Here is a 15,234-nt window from a genome sequence, read left to right as displayed (position 1 = left end):
GAACCCACCCCCGTCACACACACCACCACCGGCACCACCCCCGCGCCGCCCTCCCCCGACCACACCCCGCCCACCCGTCGTTTCCTTGCGCGGGCCGCGTTGGTCACTGCCTGTCTCTCTGTCGTGGCGGCCCTGCTCGGGCTGGTGCGGGATCAGTCGTTGGCTCGGCTGTTCGGGGCCGGGCAGGACACCGATGCGTTTCTGGTCGCCTGGACCGTGCCGGAGTTCGCGGCCACGCTGCTCATCGAGGACGGGCTGGCGTTCGCGCTGGTCCCGGCGTTCAGCAGGGCGCTGGCCCGCCGTGCCCAGGGTGCTCCGGGGGACCCGGTGCGGTCGCTGGTCGCCGGTACGCTGCCGCGGCTGGCGCTGGCGTTCACCGCCGTGGGCGGGCTGCTCGCGCTGGCCGCGCCGCAGTTCGTGGCGGCGCTCGCGCCGGGGCTGCCCGATCCGGGGCTCGCCGTGGACTGCACCCGGCTCACCGCCAGCTGCGTGCTCGGCTTCGGCCTCGCCGGATACTGCAGCGCGGCCCTGCGCGCCCACCGCCGCTTCCTGGCCCCGGCCGCGATCTACATCGCCTACAACCTCGGCATCATCACGGCGATGCACGCGCTCGGCGGCCTGTGGGGCGTGCGCTCGGCGGCGCTCGGGGTCGCGGCGGGCGGGTTCCTGATGGTTCTCATCCAACTTCCGTCCTTGATCGGCGAGTTGCGGGCCCCTGGGCGCAGTACGACGGGTGCGGCCTCCGCGGCCGTGGTCGGCGTACGGGCTCTGGACGTGCCCCTCATGGCGACCGTGCTGCTGTTCGCGCTGTGCCGGCAGTCGCAGGTGCTCATCGAGCGGTTCCTCGCCTCCACCCTGCCCGCCGGGGCGATCTCGCACCTGAACTACGCGCAGAAGGTCGCCCAGATCCCGATGACGCTGTCGATGATGCTGTGCACGGTCACCTTCCCGGTGGTCGCGCGGGCGCTCGCCGAGGGCGACACCGAGCGGGCCCGGACCCGGGTGGAGCGGGATCTGGCGGTGGGCGCCACCCTGGTGCTGCTCGGCGCCGCCGCGGTGGTGGCCTGTGCGCCGCAGCTGATCCAGCTCCTCTTCCAGCGCGGCGCGTTCACCGCCCAGGACACCGCCGCCACCGCCGGCGTGATGCGCGTCTACGCGCTCGGCCTGCTCGGCCAGACGCTCACCGGCATCCTGGTCCGCTCCTACTTCTCGGCGGGCCGCGCCACCTGGTACCCGGTCGGCGCGATGGCCGCCGGGATCGTCGTGACGTCCTGGCTCGGCGCCCGGACGGTCGGCACCTCGGGGGTCACCGGGATCGCCGCCGCCAACGCCGCCGGCATCACCGTCACCGCCGCCCTGCTGCTGGCCGGCATGGGGGTCCGCAACGTGCCGATCCGCACGCCGGTCGTGCTGCGCGAGCTGAGCCGGCCGCTGCGGGCGGCCGGGGTCGCCGCCCTGGCCGGTGCAGTCGTCGGCCGCACGCCCGCGTCGCCGCTCGCCGGACTCGCCGCCGGCGGCGCCACCGTGACCGTCGTGTTCGTCCTGCTCGGCGGCGCCCTGGGCGACCGGGGCTGCACCGCCGCCCTCCGTACCGTACGCACCCGGACCCGAAGGCTCGCCCATGCCCTCCTGCGTTGAGACCCCCGCCCCGCTCCACCCGGCCAGCCCCGGCCCGGCCCCCTGGATCGCCATGTACCACTCGGTCGGCGACCGCTCCGAGGACCCGTACCGCATCACGGTCACCCCCGCCCGGCTGGAGCGGCAGCTGCGCTGGCTGCGCCGGCGGGGGCTGCGGGGCGTGTCCGTGGCCGAGCTGCTCGCCGCCCGCGCACGGGGCGAGGGGCGGTACCTGGTGGGCCTCACCTTCGACGACGGGTACGCCGACTTCACCGTCAACGCCCTTCCGGTGCTGACCCGTTGGAGGTGCACGGCCACCTTGTTCGTGCTGCCCGGACGGCTCGGCGGCGACAACGCCTGGGACCCGCTGGGCCCGCGCCGACCCCTGCTGAGCGCCGACGGCATCCGGCGCGCCGCCGCCGCGGGCATCGAGATCGGCTCGCACGGCCTCACCCATGTGGACCTCACACGGGCCGACGACGCGCGACTGCGGGACGAGACCGCCGAGAGCCGCGCCCTGCTGGAGGAGTTGACCGGCTCCCCCGTCGCCGGTTTCTGCTATCCGTACGGCACGGTCGACCGGCGCGCCGTGGAGGCCGTACGCGCGGCCGGGTACGGCTACGCCTGCGCCATCGACCCCGGCGGGCTGAACGGCCCGCACGTCCTGCCGCGCGTGCACATCGGGCAGAACGACCACGCCGTACGCCTGTTCCTGAAGTACCGGCTGCACCGGCTGCGCCGCCGACCGGTCGAGGGGCTGCGGTGAAGGCGCTGCACATCATCACCGGGCTCGGCGTCGGCGGCGCCGAGCAGCAACTCCGGCTTCTCGTACGGCACTTGCCGGTGCAGTGCGATGTGGTGACGCTCACCAACCCCGGTCCGGTGGCCGCCGGGCTCGCCGCCGACGGGGTGCGGGTGACGCACCTCGGCATGACCGGCAACCGCGATCTGGCCGCCCTGCCCCGGCTGGCCCGGATCATCCGGCGCGGCCGCTACGACCTCGTGCACACCCATCTGTACCGGGCCTGTCTGTACGGCCGGATCGCCGCCCGGCTGGCCGGGGTCCGCGCGGTCGTCGCCACCGAGCACTCCCTCGGCGACGTACAGCTGGAGGGCCGGCCACTCACCGCGGGGGTGCGCGGGCTGTATCTGCTGGGCGAGCGGCTCGGCCGGTCCACGGTCGCCGTCTCGCCCACGGTCGCCGACCGGCTCACCCGCTGGGGCGTGCCCGCACCGCGCGTCGCGGTCGTGCCCAACGGCATCGACCTGGCCCGGTTCGCCTACGACCCGGCGGCCCGGCGGCGCACCCGCGAGCGGCTCGGCCTGCCCGCCGACGCGTTCGTCATCGGCGCCGTCGGCCGCCTCGCCCCCGGCAAACGCTTCGACGTCCTGATCCGCACTCTGGCCAAACTCCCGTACGACTACCGGCTGTTGCTGGTCGGCGGGGGGCCGGAGGAAGGCCCGCTGCGGCGGGCCGCGCAGGCGGCCGGGGTGGCCGAGCGGGTGCTGTTCGCGGGCGAGCGGCCGTACGTCGCCGACGGTGCGCCCGGCCCGGACCTGCCCGCGCTGGCCTCGGCGATGGACGTGCTCGCCGCGCCGTCCGCCGAGGAGGCGTTCGGGCTCGCGGTCGTGGAAGCGCTCGCGGCCGGGCTGCCGGTGCGCTACACCTCCTGCCCGGCCCTCCAGGACCTGCCGCCCGAGGCCGCCCCGGACGCGCTGCGCGTCCCGTGCGACGCCGACGCCTACGCCCGCGCCCTCACCGAGGTCCGCGCCGCCGGCCCCGGCCCGCGCACCGCCCCCGAGGCCGCCCGCCACTACTGCATCACCCGCAGCGCCGCCCGGCTCATGGACGTCTACGCCTCGGCGCTCGCGGCCCCGCACACCCCCGTCCACATCCCCGTCCAACAGGGAGCAAGCCCCTCATGACCGACAACAACCGCCCCTCCCGCCCCTCCCGCGTGCGCGCGCTCCCGCCCTGGTCGCTGGTGGCGGCCGGGGTGCTCGCGGGCGGGCTGCTCGGCGGCGCGTACGGCGAACTGAAGCCGCCGACGTACACGGCGACCAGCTATGTCATCGCGGTCCCCACCGACAAGTCCGACACCGCCTCCGCCACCGGCTTCGCGCAGGCCTACGGCCGGGTCGCCACGCAGCTCGCGGTGCTCGCCGACGCGCAGATGTGGGCCGGGGTGCCGGTGCGCACCCTGCGCGACAGCGTGCGCACCGCGACCTCGCCGGACGCCCCGATGATCGCCGTCTCCGCCACCTCCACGCACCCGGCCGATGCCACCGACATGGCCAACGCGGTGGCCCGTGCGCTCACCCGGCACGCCGACGACGCCAAGGACGACACGCACGTCGAACTCCTGGAGTTCTCCCGCGCGGTGAAGCCGACCGCGCCGGCCTCGGCGTCCGCCAAGGTGACCGGGCTGGTCGGGGCGAGCGCGGGCGGGCTGCTCGGCGGGCTCGGGCTGCTGGTACGGCCGCGGCGCCGGCCCGCGGAGGAGGCCGGGCGCCCGGCCTCGGTGCCCGGTCCGGCCGTCGCCGCCGACGCGCACGGCGCCCGGTGACGGCGACGTACCCGGGGCGTCCGGCGTACACCACGGAACTCGTCACCGACGAGACGGCGTTCGCCTGTCTGGCCCCGGCCTGGGGGCGGCTGTACGGGCGGTGCGCCGCCGCGACCCCGTTCCAGAGCCACCCCTGGCTGCACTCGTGGTGGCTGTCGTACGGCACGCGCGGCCGGCTCCGGCTGCTGCTGGTGCGCGCCGGTGGCGAACTGGTGGCCGCCGCGCCGCTGATGCTGGTCCGCCGGCCGCTGCCCGCACTGGTGCCGCTCGGCGGGGCGATCTCCGACTACGCGGACGTGCTGCTGGACGACGCCGACGACGGGCGCGCGGCCGGCGCGCTCACGGCGGCCCTGGCGGACGCGGCCCGTACGTCGCTGGTCGACTTCCGCGAGGTGCGGCCGGGCGGCGCGGTGGAGCGGGTCTACGACCGCTGGCGTGGGCCGCGCCGCACGGTGGCCGATTCCCTGTGCCTGGAGCTGCCGGCCGTGCCCATGGACGCCCTGGTGGCCCGGCTGCCCTCGAACAAGGCCCAGCAGCGGGTGCGGGCCAAGCTGCGCAAGCTCGGGTCGCTGGGCGTGGAGCGGCGGGTGGTCGAGCCGGAGGAGGTGGACTCGGCCCTCGGCCGGCTGCTGGAGCTGCACCGGCTGCAGTGGCAGGGGCGGAAGGTGACGACCGAGCACCTCCAGCCCCGCTTCCGCGCCCATCTGGTGCGCGCGGCCGGCCCGATGGTCCGTGCGGGCAGCGCGGCGGTCACCGAGTTCCGGATCGACGGCGAGGTGGTGGCCGTCGACCTGACCCTGCTGTCCCGCAGCCTCGCCGGCGGCTATCTCTACGGCGCCCACCCGGACCTGCGGGAACGCAAGGCGGACGTGGCCGTGATGATGCTGGACGCGTGTGCCGAGCACACCGGCGCGGGCGGGCGCGGCACGCTGAGCCTGCTGCGCGGCGACGAGCCGTACAAGCACCACTGGCGGCCCGAACCTGTCGCCAACCGACGTCTGCTCATGGCCCGGCGGCGCACCGCCCCGCTGCTGACGGCCGCGCTGTGCCACGCGGCCGCCCGGCAACGGGGCAAGGAGGTGCTGCACCGGTGGAGAGAACGCCGGCAGGGCTAGCCGTTGCGCGACCACCAGTCGAAACGGACGCAGAGCTTTCCGCCGAGCCAGTACTCGACCCAGTCGCCGAGATCCACCGGCGAGCAGTTGGCCGGGGGCTTGACGGGGGTCGGCGTCGGGGTCGGCGTGGGGGTCGGCGTGGGGGTGGGTGCCGTGGGTGCCGGGACCGGCTTCTCGGGGAGGCCGTACAGGGCGGTGCGGTAGATCCGCGACGACTCGGGGTTGTTCGAGCACTGCCACACACCGTGCGGGCAGTAGTCGGTCAGCGTGTTGTAGACCGGTTTGTGCTCGTCGATCCAGGCGAGCATGCGTTTCATGTACGCGGCGTCGTCACCGTTGCGGAAGAGTCCCCATTCCGGGTAGGAAATGGGCTTGCCGTGGGATTTCGCGAAATCCACTTGCGCCTGCAGACCGTAGGGCTCCTTCACCTGTTCGTCGAAGGACAGCCCCGTCGGCTGGTCGTAGGAATCCATACCGATGATGTCGACCGTGCTGTCACCCGGATAGCACTCCGTCCAGGGCACGGCGTCCCGGCCGCGGCTCGGCGTGAAATCGAACCGGAATTTCTGGCCCGGCACCGCACGCATGGTGGTGACGATCCTGTTCCAGTACTTCTTCCAGCTCTCCGGGGCCGGTCCGCAGCGATGCGTGTAGGTGGTGCCGTTCATCTCCCAGCCGAGCACGATCACCGTGTCCGGCACCTTCAGCTCCACCAGCCGCTCGGCGAGGGCCTTGAAGTGCTGGTCGAACACGCCCCTCGCGCCCTGCCGCAGCAGCCACCCCACTCCGGCGTCGGAGACGTGGTCCTCGTTGTGCTGCTGCATCGGCACGTTGAGCACGAGCGTCCGGTCGGGCTTGCCGCGCCGCCAGTGCGCCCACACGTCCAGGAAGCCGGGCGGGCCCTCGATGTCCGCCCAGCGAGCGCCGGGCAGATACGTGTGGGCGACCTTCAGCTCGGTCCCGCCCAGCCAGTGGCTCAGCCCTGCCATCCGGGCGACCCCGAGCCGCCCGGAGTCGAGGAACGCCCCGAAGGGCGGTGCCACGGCCTTGACGGGCTCGGGAGCCGGGGTGACCGGAGCCGGAACTACCGGGACCGGGACGGCCGGAGCCGGAGTGACCGGAGCGGGGACGACCGCGGCCGGAGTGACCGGAGCCGGGACGGTCGGAGCCGGGACGGCCGCGGCCGGAGTGACCGGAACCGGAGTGACCGGGGCCGGGGCGACCGGGGCCGGGGCGACCGGAACCGAGGCGCCCGGAACCGGAGTGTCCGGGGCCGGGGTGACGGGGGTCGGGGTGTCCGGGACCACGGCGAATCCCGGGCCGACCGCCAGGGTGACCGACGCGACGGCCGCCACCGCCACCACGGCCAACCGCCGGGTGCGGGCTCTGCTCCGCTGTGCTGCCATGCCCGCTCCTCTCTCCACTCGACTCTCCACGCGACTCTCCGCTCGACCGCTTCCCCGCTCTGCGTTTTCTCTTACTGACACACAGTCATATCGATACGAATTCCGCCAGTGCGGTTACGGCTTTCAGGTTGCCCGAACCCCCGCACGGGCGAACGGAGGAGGAGAAACACCCGTGTCGCTGCTGGACATCCGGGTCCCCGCGGTATTGCTGCGGATCGACCGGAACCCTTTTCATCACGGCACGCTCGGCGCCGTGCGTTCGCTGGGCAGAGCGGGAGTGGAGGTGCATGTCGTCGCCGATTCCACGGGCAGCCCCGTACGCACGTCGCGATTCGTCCATCAACTGCATCCCCCGCCGCGCCCCGACGCGTCCACCGGCGAGATCGCCGCCGCCCTGCACCGGGTCGCGGCCCGCGTGGCGCGTCCGGCGGTGCTGATCCCGCTGGACGACGCGAGCGCCATCGCCGCCGGACGGCTGCGTGAAGAACTGACGCCCGCCTATCTGCTGCCGCAGCAGCCCGACGCGCTGCCCGAACGCGTCGCCGACAAGGCGGAGCTGGCCGAGTTGTGCGCCGCCACCGGCATCCCGCACCCGGTGACCCTGATCCCGGACAGCGCCGAGGACGCCGCGGCGGCCGCCTGGCGGCTGGGGCTGCCGCTGGTGGCCAAGTGGAGCCGGCCCTGGCTGGTACCGGCCGGCAGCGGGCTGCGCTCGACCGCGCTGGTGCGCTCGGCCCGCGAGGCCCGGGAGCTGTTCCTGCGCGCCGGGGAGGCGGGCAGCACGCTGCTGCTCCAGACGTTCCTGCCGCCGGGTCCGGACCGCGACTGGTTCTTCCACGGGTACGTCGACCGCACCGGCGCCGTCCGCGCCGGCGGCCCCGGCCGCAAGCACCTGGCCTGGCCGCGCGGCGCGGGTCTGACCGCGGTCGGCCAGTGGGCGCCCAACGCACAGGTGCGGGCGCTGGCCGAACAGCTCACCGGCGACCTGGGCTACCGGGGCGTCTTCGACCTGGACTTCCGCCGCTGCGGCAGCACGGGCCGCTACCACCTGCTGGACTTCAACCCGCGCCCCGGCGCCCAGTTCCGGCTGTTCACGGACAGCGCCGGTCTGGACGTCGTACGGGCCCTGCACCTGGACCTGACCCAGCGTCCGCTGCCGACGGGGATGCCGCTGCCCGGGCGCGAGTTCGTCGTGGAGAACTACGCGCCGCTGACCGTGCTGCGGCCCGCGTCCCGGGGCCGGGAGCTGGCCTGGCACGCGGCGGACGACCCGGCGCCGGGCCGCGTGATGTGGGCACTGTGGTGCCGCCACGCAGCGCGCCGGCTCGTACGCCGCCCCGTGGGCCTCCTCGTCGGCCTCCTCGCCCGCCTGCTCGCCGACCGCCCGGGTCGCCGCACCTCCCGCGCACCGGCCGCGGCACCGCTCCTGGTGCACCAGGCGGGCGCCCCGGACGACCCTCTCGCCCCGCCCGCCCGCCTCACCGACGACTTCCGCGACGACGAGAAAGCGAGCAGTTGCTGATGTACGACCTGCTGGTGGTGGGCGCCGGCCCGTACGGGCTGTCCATCGCCTCGCACGCCGCGGCGGCCGGGCTGAGCGTCCGCGTCCTCGGCCGGCCCATGGCGTCCTGGCGCGATCACATGCCCCGCGGCATGTTCCTGAAGTCCGAACCCTGGGCGTCCAACCTCTCCGATCCGGAAGGGCGTTGGCGGCTCGACGTCTACTGCGCCTTCCGCGGCCTGCCGGTCCGGCACGCCGAGCCGCTCCCGCTGGAGGTGTTCGCCGAGTACGGGCTGTGGTTCGCGCGCAACGCCGTACTCGAGGTCGACGAGCGGACGGTGACCCGGGTCGCGCCCGGCACCGGCGGCTTCGAGGCCGTCACCGAGGACGGCGAGACGCTCGGCGCGCGCACGGTCGCACTGGCCGTGGGCGTGCTGCCGTTCACCGAGATCCCCGGACCCCTGCGCCGTCTGCCCCCGGCGCTGGTCTCGCACAGCAGCCACCACGCCGACCTCGACCGCTTCCGCGACCAGGACGTCACCGTCGTCGGCGGCGGCCAGGCGGCCCTGGAGACGGCCGCGCTCCTCGCCGAACAGGGCACCCGGGTACGGGTGCTGGCCCGCGCGGACCGACTGTGCTGGAACGACGTGCCGCCGCCCTGGGAGCGCCCCTGGTGGCGGGCGGCCCGCACCCCGCACAGCGGCCTCGGCCCCGGTTGGCGGAACTGGTTCTACGCCGAGCGGCCCGGCCTGTTCCGACGGCTGCCGGAGGGGACCCGGACCCGGATCGCGGCCGGTGCGCTCGGCCCGGCGGGCGCCTGGTGGGTGCGCGAGCGGATCGAGCACCGGGTGGAAGTGCTGCTCGGCCGGGAGATCGTGACGGCCCGTGAAGTGCCGGACGGGCTGCGGCTGGAGACGGCGGGCAGCCACGGGGCACAGTCGCTGCGCACCGGGCACGTGATCGCGGCGACCGGCTTCAGGGCCACCCGGGACCGGCTGCGACCGCTCGCCCCCGAGCTGCGCGCACTGCTGGCGGCGGGCGCCGACGGGGCGCCGGAGGTGGGGCCGGAGTTCGAGTCGTCGTACCCCGGGCTGTTCCTGGCCGGTCTGGTCACGGCCACGGGCTTCGGCCCGGCGATGCGCTTCGTGCACGGCGCGACGTTCACGGCGGGCACGCTGGTACGCGGGGTACGGCGCCGGCTGTGGGACGCTCCGCCGCGGGTGCCGTCGCCGGCGGCGACCGCGCTGCTGCTGGAGGCGCCGTTGCCGTGACGGGCCGCCGGCCGGCCGCGGGTTCGTCGTGGCGCGGGCCGGCTGCCGGGCGGTCGGCTCCCGCACCCGGCGTGCTGTCGGCGGGAAGCAACCCGGCCGCGCCGGTACATGACCGTGCCGGCCGCGATCAGCGCGGCACGGTCGGCCGAGGTCGCGAGCACGGTCCGGGCGTCACCACCCGTGTGCGGGAGGGGCGGTGGCGTCCGGCGGTGCTCGCCGCCACCGCGCCTGGGCGGAGTGGACTCGCTGCCGCCGGTAGGGCCCGTCATGGCCGAGCACATGGGCGAGCGTCCAGCAGTTGCACCGCTCCAGTTCCGTCAGCATCACCTCGGCCGTCGTGGCCTCCACGGCACCTGATCGTTGAACATCATCACAAACGCTCATGATCACGGCGGCCGTTCCCACACCCGCAGGTACCTGCTGACCTGCACGGACGCCTCGGCGATCAAGAATTACAGCTGCCGGGCCGGACGGGCAACCGGGTGAATTCCCCGGCGTTTCACGCATCCGAGTTTCTTCGGGCTCCATATCTCGTTCACAGTCTGCACGTCCTGACACGTGTGAACGGGCGGCATATCCGGGCGACATACGCCCCTGCGACGACCGCGCGGAACAACAGCCCACGGCCCGCTGAGGAGCATCCCCTTCCCTGGCTCCAGGGGCCGGCTTCCGAATCCTTCCGAGAGGAAAGACAAGAGAGTGCGACAGACCCTGAGCAAGGGATTGATCGTGGCGGCCGCCGCGACAAGCACCCTGACTCTTTGCGGCTCATGGGCATTCGCGGACTCCGGTCCGCGGGTGACAGGAGCCGACTCATTCGCTTCGATGTCCGGAAACACGGATCAGCGGGACTTCCCGGGTGAGGCAAACGCCGGCCAGGCCATCGAGCGCGCGGAAAGCGCGACGCAGATGGCGACCAGGACGGCAGAGGAGTCCTCGGTCCCGGCTCACACCACCGGCGATTCCCCCGGCAGCGGTGCCTCCACCGACACGACGAAGCCGAGTTACCAGTTCTCCTCCGGGGGCTACGGCGACGACGAACCGAGCCAACCGCCCTCCCCCGGAGGCTACGGCGCCGACGAACCGAGCCAACCACCCTCCCCCGGAGGCTCCGACGAAGAGCCCGCGCCGAAGCCACCGCAGCGCCACGTCACCCCGCCGGTGCATCACCACGACACCCGGCCGCCGGCGCACCAGCCTCCCGAGATGGCCCGGACCGGCACGGAGGAGACCCTCACCGCCCTGGCCGCCAGCGGGGCCCTGCTGGCCGCCGGAACCGTCCTGTACCGGCGGGGCCGCCGGGCCGCGTCCCAGAAGTAGTCAACCGGGTGCCGGACGCCTCGCGTCCGGCACCCGCCGCTTCCCTTCCGCGGCCGTCTCCCGTTCGTCCCGGTGGACGTCAGGTCACGTTCGTCCGTCGAGGGCGCCGAGAGCGTCGAGGGCGTCGAGCAGTTCTGCCGACCGCGGTGAGGCGACCTTGCGGACGAAGTACATCCGGGAGGCTTCGATCGCCGGGAGATCGGCAAGTGTCCTGGTGCCCATGAGCATTCGGTCCACGTAGTGGAAGTTGGTGAGGTCAGAGGTGATGCGGCCGGCCCTCGGCCGGAGTACCGGATCCTCCACCTCCTCCCGCCAGCCGCTGTTCCACAGAAGCGTGTGGAAGAACATCTCGTCCGGTGCGAGCGTCGTACGGAACAGGTTCTCCCAGCGGGGGTCCTCGGCCTTGCCCAGCAGGTCCGCGACGCAGTCGGCGGTCAGCGCCGTCCACTGGCTCCCCGACACCGGCTCGACGTCACCGAACACCGAAGGCCTGCGTCGAGGGGTCAACTCCGAGATCCCCCTCCGCAGCACGGCGCGGGCGAGGTAGGCCGGGCCCGGTCCGATGGGAAAAGCGTCGAAACACCACCGCTTGAGGACTCGGCCCTCGGCAGCCGCGCCGTCGAGCAGCGGTGCCGTGCGGCAGTGCTGCCGGAACGGGACCGTAGCGAGATAGTCGGCGAATTCGGCCACCGGCCGGGCCGGATAGCACTGCCCGGACAGCAGGACGATGTGATCCGACGGTTGCGCGAACTCCAGCGCCGTGCGGTACAGAGCCAGCATGGCGCGGACGACCGAGAAACCTCCCCATCGGACAGCGACCCGGTCGCGGACGCACGTGGTGCGAGGCGCCCCCGCGAAGTCGTCACCTCGCGACCGGGCGTCCACATGGACGACCACGGGGTAGGGCGCCAGCCTTTCGACCAGCCGGGCGAACAGCCCGGGCTCGGTGTGGGCGAGCACGGCAAATACCGGCATCCTTCTCTCCTCGCGGGTTTCGCTGCGATCGCCTGCGCACTGTTCCCCACCGTGCCCGCACTATACGCATTCCATCTGTTCATTCCGGTTTTGCGACCTCTGCCCGTTACGTGTCATCACGGGCAACCGCAAAGCGGATCAACGTACGGAAAGACATGGTTTTATGAAGTTTGACTGATATAAGTAGTGGCCGATGAGCGACTGAGGCTGCTAAGGAGAGCCATGGGGCGGTCCACCAACGCGATGTCCGGGCAGGCGTCCTACTCCCCGCCCTGCAAAACTGTTCACCGCGAGGGCACGCGGGCTCGCTGGTACCGCCCGCTCTCCGTCTGCGTGGATCTGGCCGGCGCGGCGCTGCCGGTCGCGGCGGCGATCATCCACGTCCGGGAGCCGCACCCGCTGCGCCTGGCGGCTGCCGCCGCCGTGTTGTGGCCGCTGATCGGACTGGCGGGAAAGCGCTACGCCTCCGGGGTCTGGACCGACGGGGTCGGTCTGCGGGACGTCCTGAGGGACTGGCTGGTGCTGGTCGGTGCCCTGGCCACGCTCCGCGTGCTGTGCGGTCTGAACAGCGTCCCCATCGAGGCCTTCACCGCACTCCTGCCCGCGCTGGTCCTCACCGCGACCTGTCAGGAGGTGATCCGCCGTCATCTGCGGGCCGCCTGGAGGGACGCCCGTACACTGCGCCGCGTCCTCGTCGTCGGTGAGGGCCCTCTGGTCGACGCCGTGGTCGCGCAGCTCGCCCAGCGCACCGACCACGGATACGTCATCGTCGGCGCCTGTGCGGTGGGCGAGGACCCGGTCTCCTCGGGCGTCGCCGTATGCGTACGGCTGGCCGGCGAAGCGCCTCGGACACCCGAGACGGACGCGCCGGCCGTACTGGGCGCCGTGGACGAACTGGCCGCCGATGTGACCTTCGTGGCCGTGAGCCGTTCCATGTCCGGCGAGCGACTGCGCCGGCTGTCCTGGGCGCTGCACGACCGAGGCTGCCCGCTCATCGTGCTGCCCGGCATCGTCGACGTCGCCCGACGTCGGCTCCGGGCCACCTCCGCCGCCGGGCTGACGATGCTGCACATCGTCGCACCGCCGTTGCGCCACGACATTCCGGCGCTGTTCAAGGCCGTCGTGGACCGTGTGGGTGCGCTGCTGCTGATCGTCCTTCTCTCCCCCCTACTTCTCCTCGTGGGGCTGTGGGTGCGGCTCGGCTCACCCGGCCCTGCCCTGTACCGGCAGACCCGCGTGGGCCAGCACGACAGGCACTTCTCCATGTGGAAGTTCCGCACGATGGTGGTGGGTGCCGACCGGCTCAAGAGCCAGCTGGAAGAGGCGAACGAGAACGACGGGCACATGTTCAAGATGCGCCGTGACCCACGGGTCACGTCCGTCGGACGCTTCCTGCGCCGCTACTCGCTCGACGAGCTGCCCCAGCTGCTCAACGTCCTGCTCGGCCACATGTCACTGGTCGGACCGCGGCCCCCGCTGCCCGAAGAGGTCGACAAGTACAACCTGGTGGAGCGGCGCCGGCTCACCGTCAAACCGGGTCTGACGGGGCTGTGGCAGGTGAGCGGACGATCCAACCTCTCCTGGAACGAGACGGTCGCGCTCGATCTGCGCTACATCGACAACTGGTCCCTGGCAGGAGACGTCACCGTGATGGCCCGCACCGTGCGCGCGGTACTGAACGGCCAGGGCGCCTACTGATCACACCGCTTGCTCCGGCCGTCGTGGCCCTGCGGGAAAGGCACAGCGTCATGGCACAGCGCACAGTCCGAACCACGTGGTCGCTGCGCGGCTTCACCGGTGCCGGATACGACAAGGGGCGGCCCCTGCTCGTCCAGGCCGCCTGGTTCGCGGTCCTCCACCTCGTCTTCGTCAAGTGGTGGTTCCCGGCCCGCTGGCGTCCGGTGCTGCTGCGCGCCTTCGGCGCCCGCATCGGAGAGCGGGTGCTGATCCGGCACGGAGTGCGGGTGCACTGGCCGTGGAAGCTGGACGTCGGCGACGACGTGTGGATCGGCGAGTGCGCCTGGATCCTCAACCTCGAGCCTGTCACGATCGGCAGCGACTGCTGCGTCTCGCAGAGCGCGCTGCTGTGCACGGGCAGCCATCTGCGTCACTCCGCCACGTTCGAGTTCGACAACGGCCCCATCCGTTTGCAGCCGGGCAGTTGGGTCGCGGCCCGGGCGGTCGTGCTGCGAGGCGTCACCATCGGCCGGGGCGCCGTGGTGGGCGCCGGCGCCGTGGCGCACCAGGACCTCGCCCCGGGCCTGGTCCTCACGCCCGGCGGTGCTCCAAGGGGGACGTCTCCGTCCGAACCCATGAGAGGAATCAGGCCATGAGAGTGGTCCAGGTCGTCACGCTCGTCAGCGAAGGCGCGGCCTTCGGAGGCCCGCCGAGCGTGGCGGTCACCCAACTCAAGGAGATGGCCGAACGGGGTCACGACGTGGAGCTGGTGGCGTTGTGGCGGGGCCGCACGCCCGCTCCCCGACGCATCGGCGCCATCCCGTTCATCTCCCGCCCGGCGCGGACCGTCGTCCCGGGCCAGGGATATCTCGGCCTCATGCACCCCTTGCTGCTGCGGGATCTCTGGCATGCCATGGGACGCGCCGACGCCGTCCACCTGCATGCGGGCAGAGACCTCGTGTCCTTGGCCGCACTCGCCGTCGCCCGGATGCGGCGCACTGACTTCGTCGTCCAGACACACGGCATGGTGGAGCCCCGTACCGGAATCGCCGCGCGCGTCTTCGACCGCGTCTACGTCCCCCTGCTCCGGCGCGCACGCTGCTGCCTCGTGCTCACCGAGGAGGAGCGGCGGGCCCTGACCGCGGTACTGGGCCCCAAGGCTCCGCCCCTGATGATGCTGGGCAACGGTATGCCCCCGCCCCGTCAGGTGCCGGACGAGCGGCCGCGCGACGGCCACCACGTGCTCTTCCTCGCCCGGCTTCACCCGCGCAAACGGCCCGAGGCGTTCGTGGAGATGGCCGCCCTCGTCCACAAGGAGTTCCCGGAGGCGCGCTTCACCCTGCACGGAACGGACGAGGGATCGCTGCGGCAGGTGAATCAGCTCATCGCCGACCGCGGGCTGACCGACGTGGTCCACTACGGCGGCGCGCTGGAACACTCCGCGGCGCTGGAGGCCTATCGCCAGGCCACCGTCTACGTCCTGCCCAGCGTGAACGAGCCGTTCGGCATGACGGTTCTGGAAGCACTGGCCGAAGGAACACCCGTGGTGTGCACGGACAGCTGCGGCATCGCGGAGGAACTGGCAAGCAGACAGGCGGCGCTGATCACCGACGACAGCCCGGAGTCCCTGGCCGAGGCGGTGGGCCGGCTGCTCGGCGACGAAGCTCTGCGCCGCCGACTGGCCGACGCCGGGCGCCGGGCGATCAGGGAGGTCTTCTCCATCCGCGCGGTGGTGGATCGGCTGGAGGGCCTCTACCGAGAGCGCGCACGACAGATGTGAGCGTT

General features: G+C 73.0%; 14 protein-coding genes. 11 read left to right on the top strand and 3 right to left on the bottom strand.

Annotated features, from left to right (window positions below; genetic code table 11):
* The 5 genes from murJ to ADK64_RS34800 all read left to right on the top strand — a co-directional run.
* A partial coding sequence (gene murJ / locus ADK64_RS34820; RefSeq protein ID WP_053665767.1) for a murein biosynthesis integral membrane protein MurJ occupies positions 1 to 1,638 on the top strand: 1,638 nt, incomplete at its 5' end.
* A complete protein-coding gene (locus tag ADK64_RS34815) occupies positions 1,622 to 2,383 on the top strand; it encodes a polysaccharide deacetylase family protein (protein WP_234384818.1) in 762 nt (253 codons plus the stop codon). The genes murJ and ADK64_RS34815, both read left to right, overlap by 17 nt.
* Positions 2,380 to 3,543 carry a glycosyltransferase gene (locus ADK64_RS34810; RefSeq protein WP_053665762.1) on the top strand — a complete coding sequence of 388 codons (1,164 nt, stop codon included), beginning with the start codon at positions 2,380 to 2,382 and terminating at the stop codon, positions 3,541 to 3,543. The genes ADK64_RS34815 and ADK64_RS34810 overlap by 4 nt, the downstream gene beginning before the upstream one ends.
* Positions 3,540 to 4,184 carry a lipopolysaccharide biosynthesis protein gene (locus tag ADK64_RS34805; RefSeq protein WP_053665759.1) on the top strand — a complete coding sequence of 215 codons (645 nt, stop codon included), beginning with the start codon at positions 3,540 to 3,542 and terminating at the stop codon, positions 4,182 to 4,184. Before ADK64_RS34810 ends, ADK64_RS34805 begins: the two co-directional genes overlap by 4 nt.
* A complete protein-coding gene (locus ADK64_RS34800; protein ID WP_053665756.1) occupies positions 4,181 to 5,299 on the top strand; it encodes a GNAT family N-acetyltransferase in 1,119 nt (372 codons plus the stop codon). Before ADK64_RS34805 ends, ADK64_RS34800 begins: the two co-directional genes overlap by 4 nt.
* Here the strand turns inward: ADK64_RS34800 and ADK64_RS34795 are convergent.
* A complete protein-coding gene (locus tag ADK64_RS34795; protein ID WP_199829787.1) occupies positions 5,296 to 6,705 on the bottom strand; it encodes a glycoside hydrolase family 26 protein in 1,410 nt (469 codons plus the stop codon). The two genes, ADK64_RS34800 and ADK64_RS34795, sit on opposite strands and share 4 nt — an antisense overlap.
* A 172-nt stretch (positions 6,706 to 6,877) precedes the next feature.
* Here ADK64_RS34795 and ADK64_RS34790 point away from each other — a divergent pair, with 172 nt between their 5' ends.
* Positions 6,878 to 8,227: a hypothetical protein gene (locus ADK64_RS34790; RefSeq protein WP_053665752.1), complete on the top strand. Its 1,350-nt coding sequence runs from the start codon at positions 6,878 to 6,880 to the stop codon at positions 8,225 to 8,227.
* Complete coding sequence (locus tag ADK64_RS34785; protein ID WP_053665749.1) at positions 8,227 to 9,477, top strand: FAD-dependent oxidoreductase; 1,251 nt, start codon at positions 8,227 to 8,229, stop codon at positions 9,475 to 9,477. Before ADK64_RS34790 ends, ADK64_RS34785 begins: the two co-directional genes overlap by 1 nt.
* A 171-nt stretch (positions 9,478 to 9,648) precedes the next feature.
* Here ADK64_RS34785 and ADK64_RS46300 read toward each other — a convergent pair whose 3' ends face one another.
* Positions 9,649 to 9,825 carry a hypothetical protein gene (locus ADK64_RS46300; protein WP_159046401.1) on the bottom strand — a complete coding sequence of 59 codons (177 nt, stop codon included), beginning with the start codon at positions 9,823 to 9,825 and terminating at the stop codon, positions 9,649 to 9,651.
* A 477-nt stretch (positions 9,826 to 10,302) separates the two neighbouring features.
* Here ADK64_RS46300 and ADK64_RS34780 point away from each other — a divergent pair, with 477 nt between their 5' ends.
* Complete coding sequence (locus ADK64_RS34780; RefSeq protein WP_053665747.1) at positions 10,303 to 10,797, top strand: hypothetical protein; 495 nt, start codon at positions 10,303 to 10,305, stop codon at positions 10,795 to 10,797.
* Positions 10,798 to 10,881: 84 nt separating this feature from the next.
* On the opposite strand, the gene ADK64_RS34775 is transcribed toward ADK64_RS34780, so the two are convergent.
* Complete coding sequence (locus ADK64_RS34775; RefSeq protein WP_078993015.1) at positions 10,882 to 11,772, bottom strand: beta-1,6-N-acetylglucosaminyltransferase; 891 nt, start codon at positions 11,770 to 11,772, stop codon at positions 10,882 to 10,884.
* Positions 11,773 to 12,105: 333 nt separating this feature from the next.
* Here ADK64_RS34775 and ADK64_RS34770 point away from each other — a divergent pair, with 333 nt between their 5' ends.
* The 3 genes from ADK64_RS34770 to ADK64_RS34760 are packed head-to-tail and all read left to right on the top strand — an operon-like array spanning position 12,106 to position 15,229.
* The gene (locus ADK64_RS34770; protein ID WP_053665838.1) at positions 12,106 to 13,470 is read left to right on the top strand and encodes a sugar transferase; all 1,365 of its coding nucleotides are present in this window, start codon (positions 12,106 to 12,108) and stop codon (positions 13,468 to 13,470) included.
* 50 nt (positions 13,471 to 13,520) lie between these two features.
* A complete protein-coding gene (locus ADK64_RS34765; RefSeq protein WP_053665743.1) occupies positions 13,521 to 14,105 on the top strand; it encodes an acetyltransferase in 585 nt (194 codons plus the stop codon).
* Positions 14,102 to 15,229, top strand: coding sequence for a glycosyltransferase (locus ADK64_RS34760; RefSeq protein ID WP_053665741.1), 1,128 nt, complete (start codon positions 14,102 to 14,104; stop codon positions 15,227 to 15,229). The genes ADK64_RS34765 and ADK64_RS34760 overlap by 4 nt, the downstream gene beginning before the upstream one ends.
* Positions 15,230 to 15,234: the final 5 nt, after the last annotated feature.

Origin of the sequence: Streptomyces sp. MMG1121 (assembly GCF_001280015.1) — a bacterium.
Taxonomy (GTDB): Bacteria; Actinomycetota; Actinomycetes; order Streptomycetales; family Streptomycetaceae; genus Streptomyces.
The sequence above is the reverse complement of the archived record's forward strand: the minus strand, read 5'-3'. Positions and strand labels throughout refer to the sequence as shown.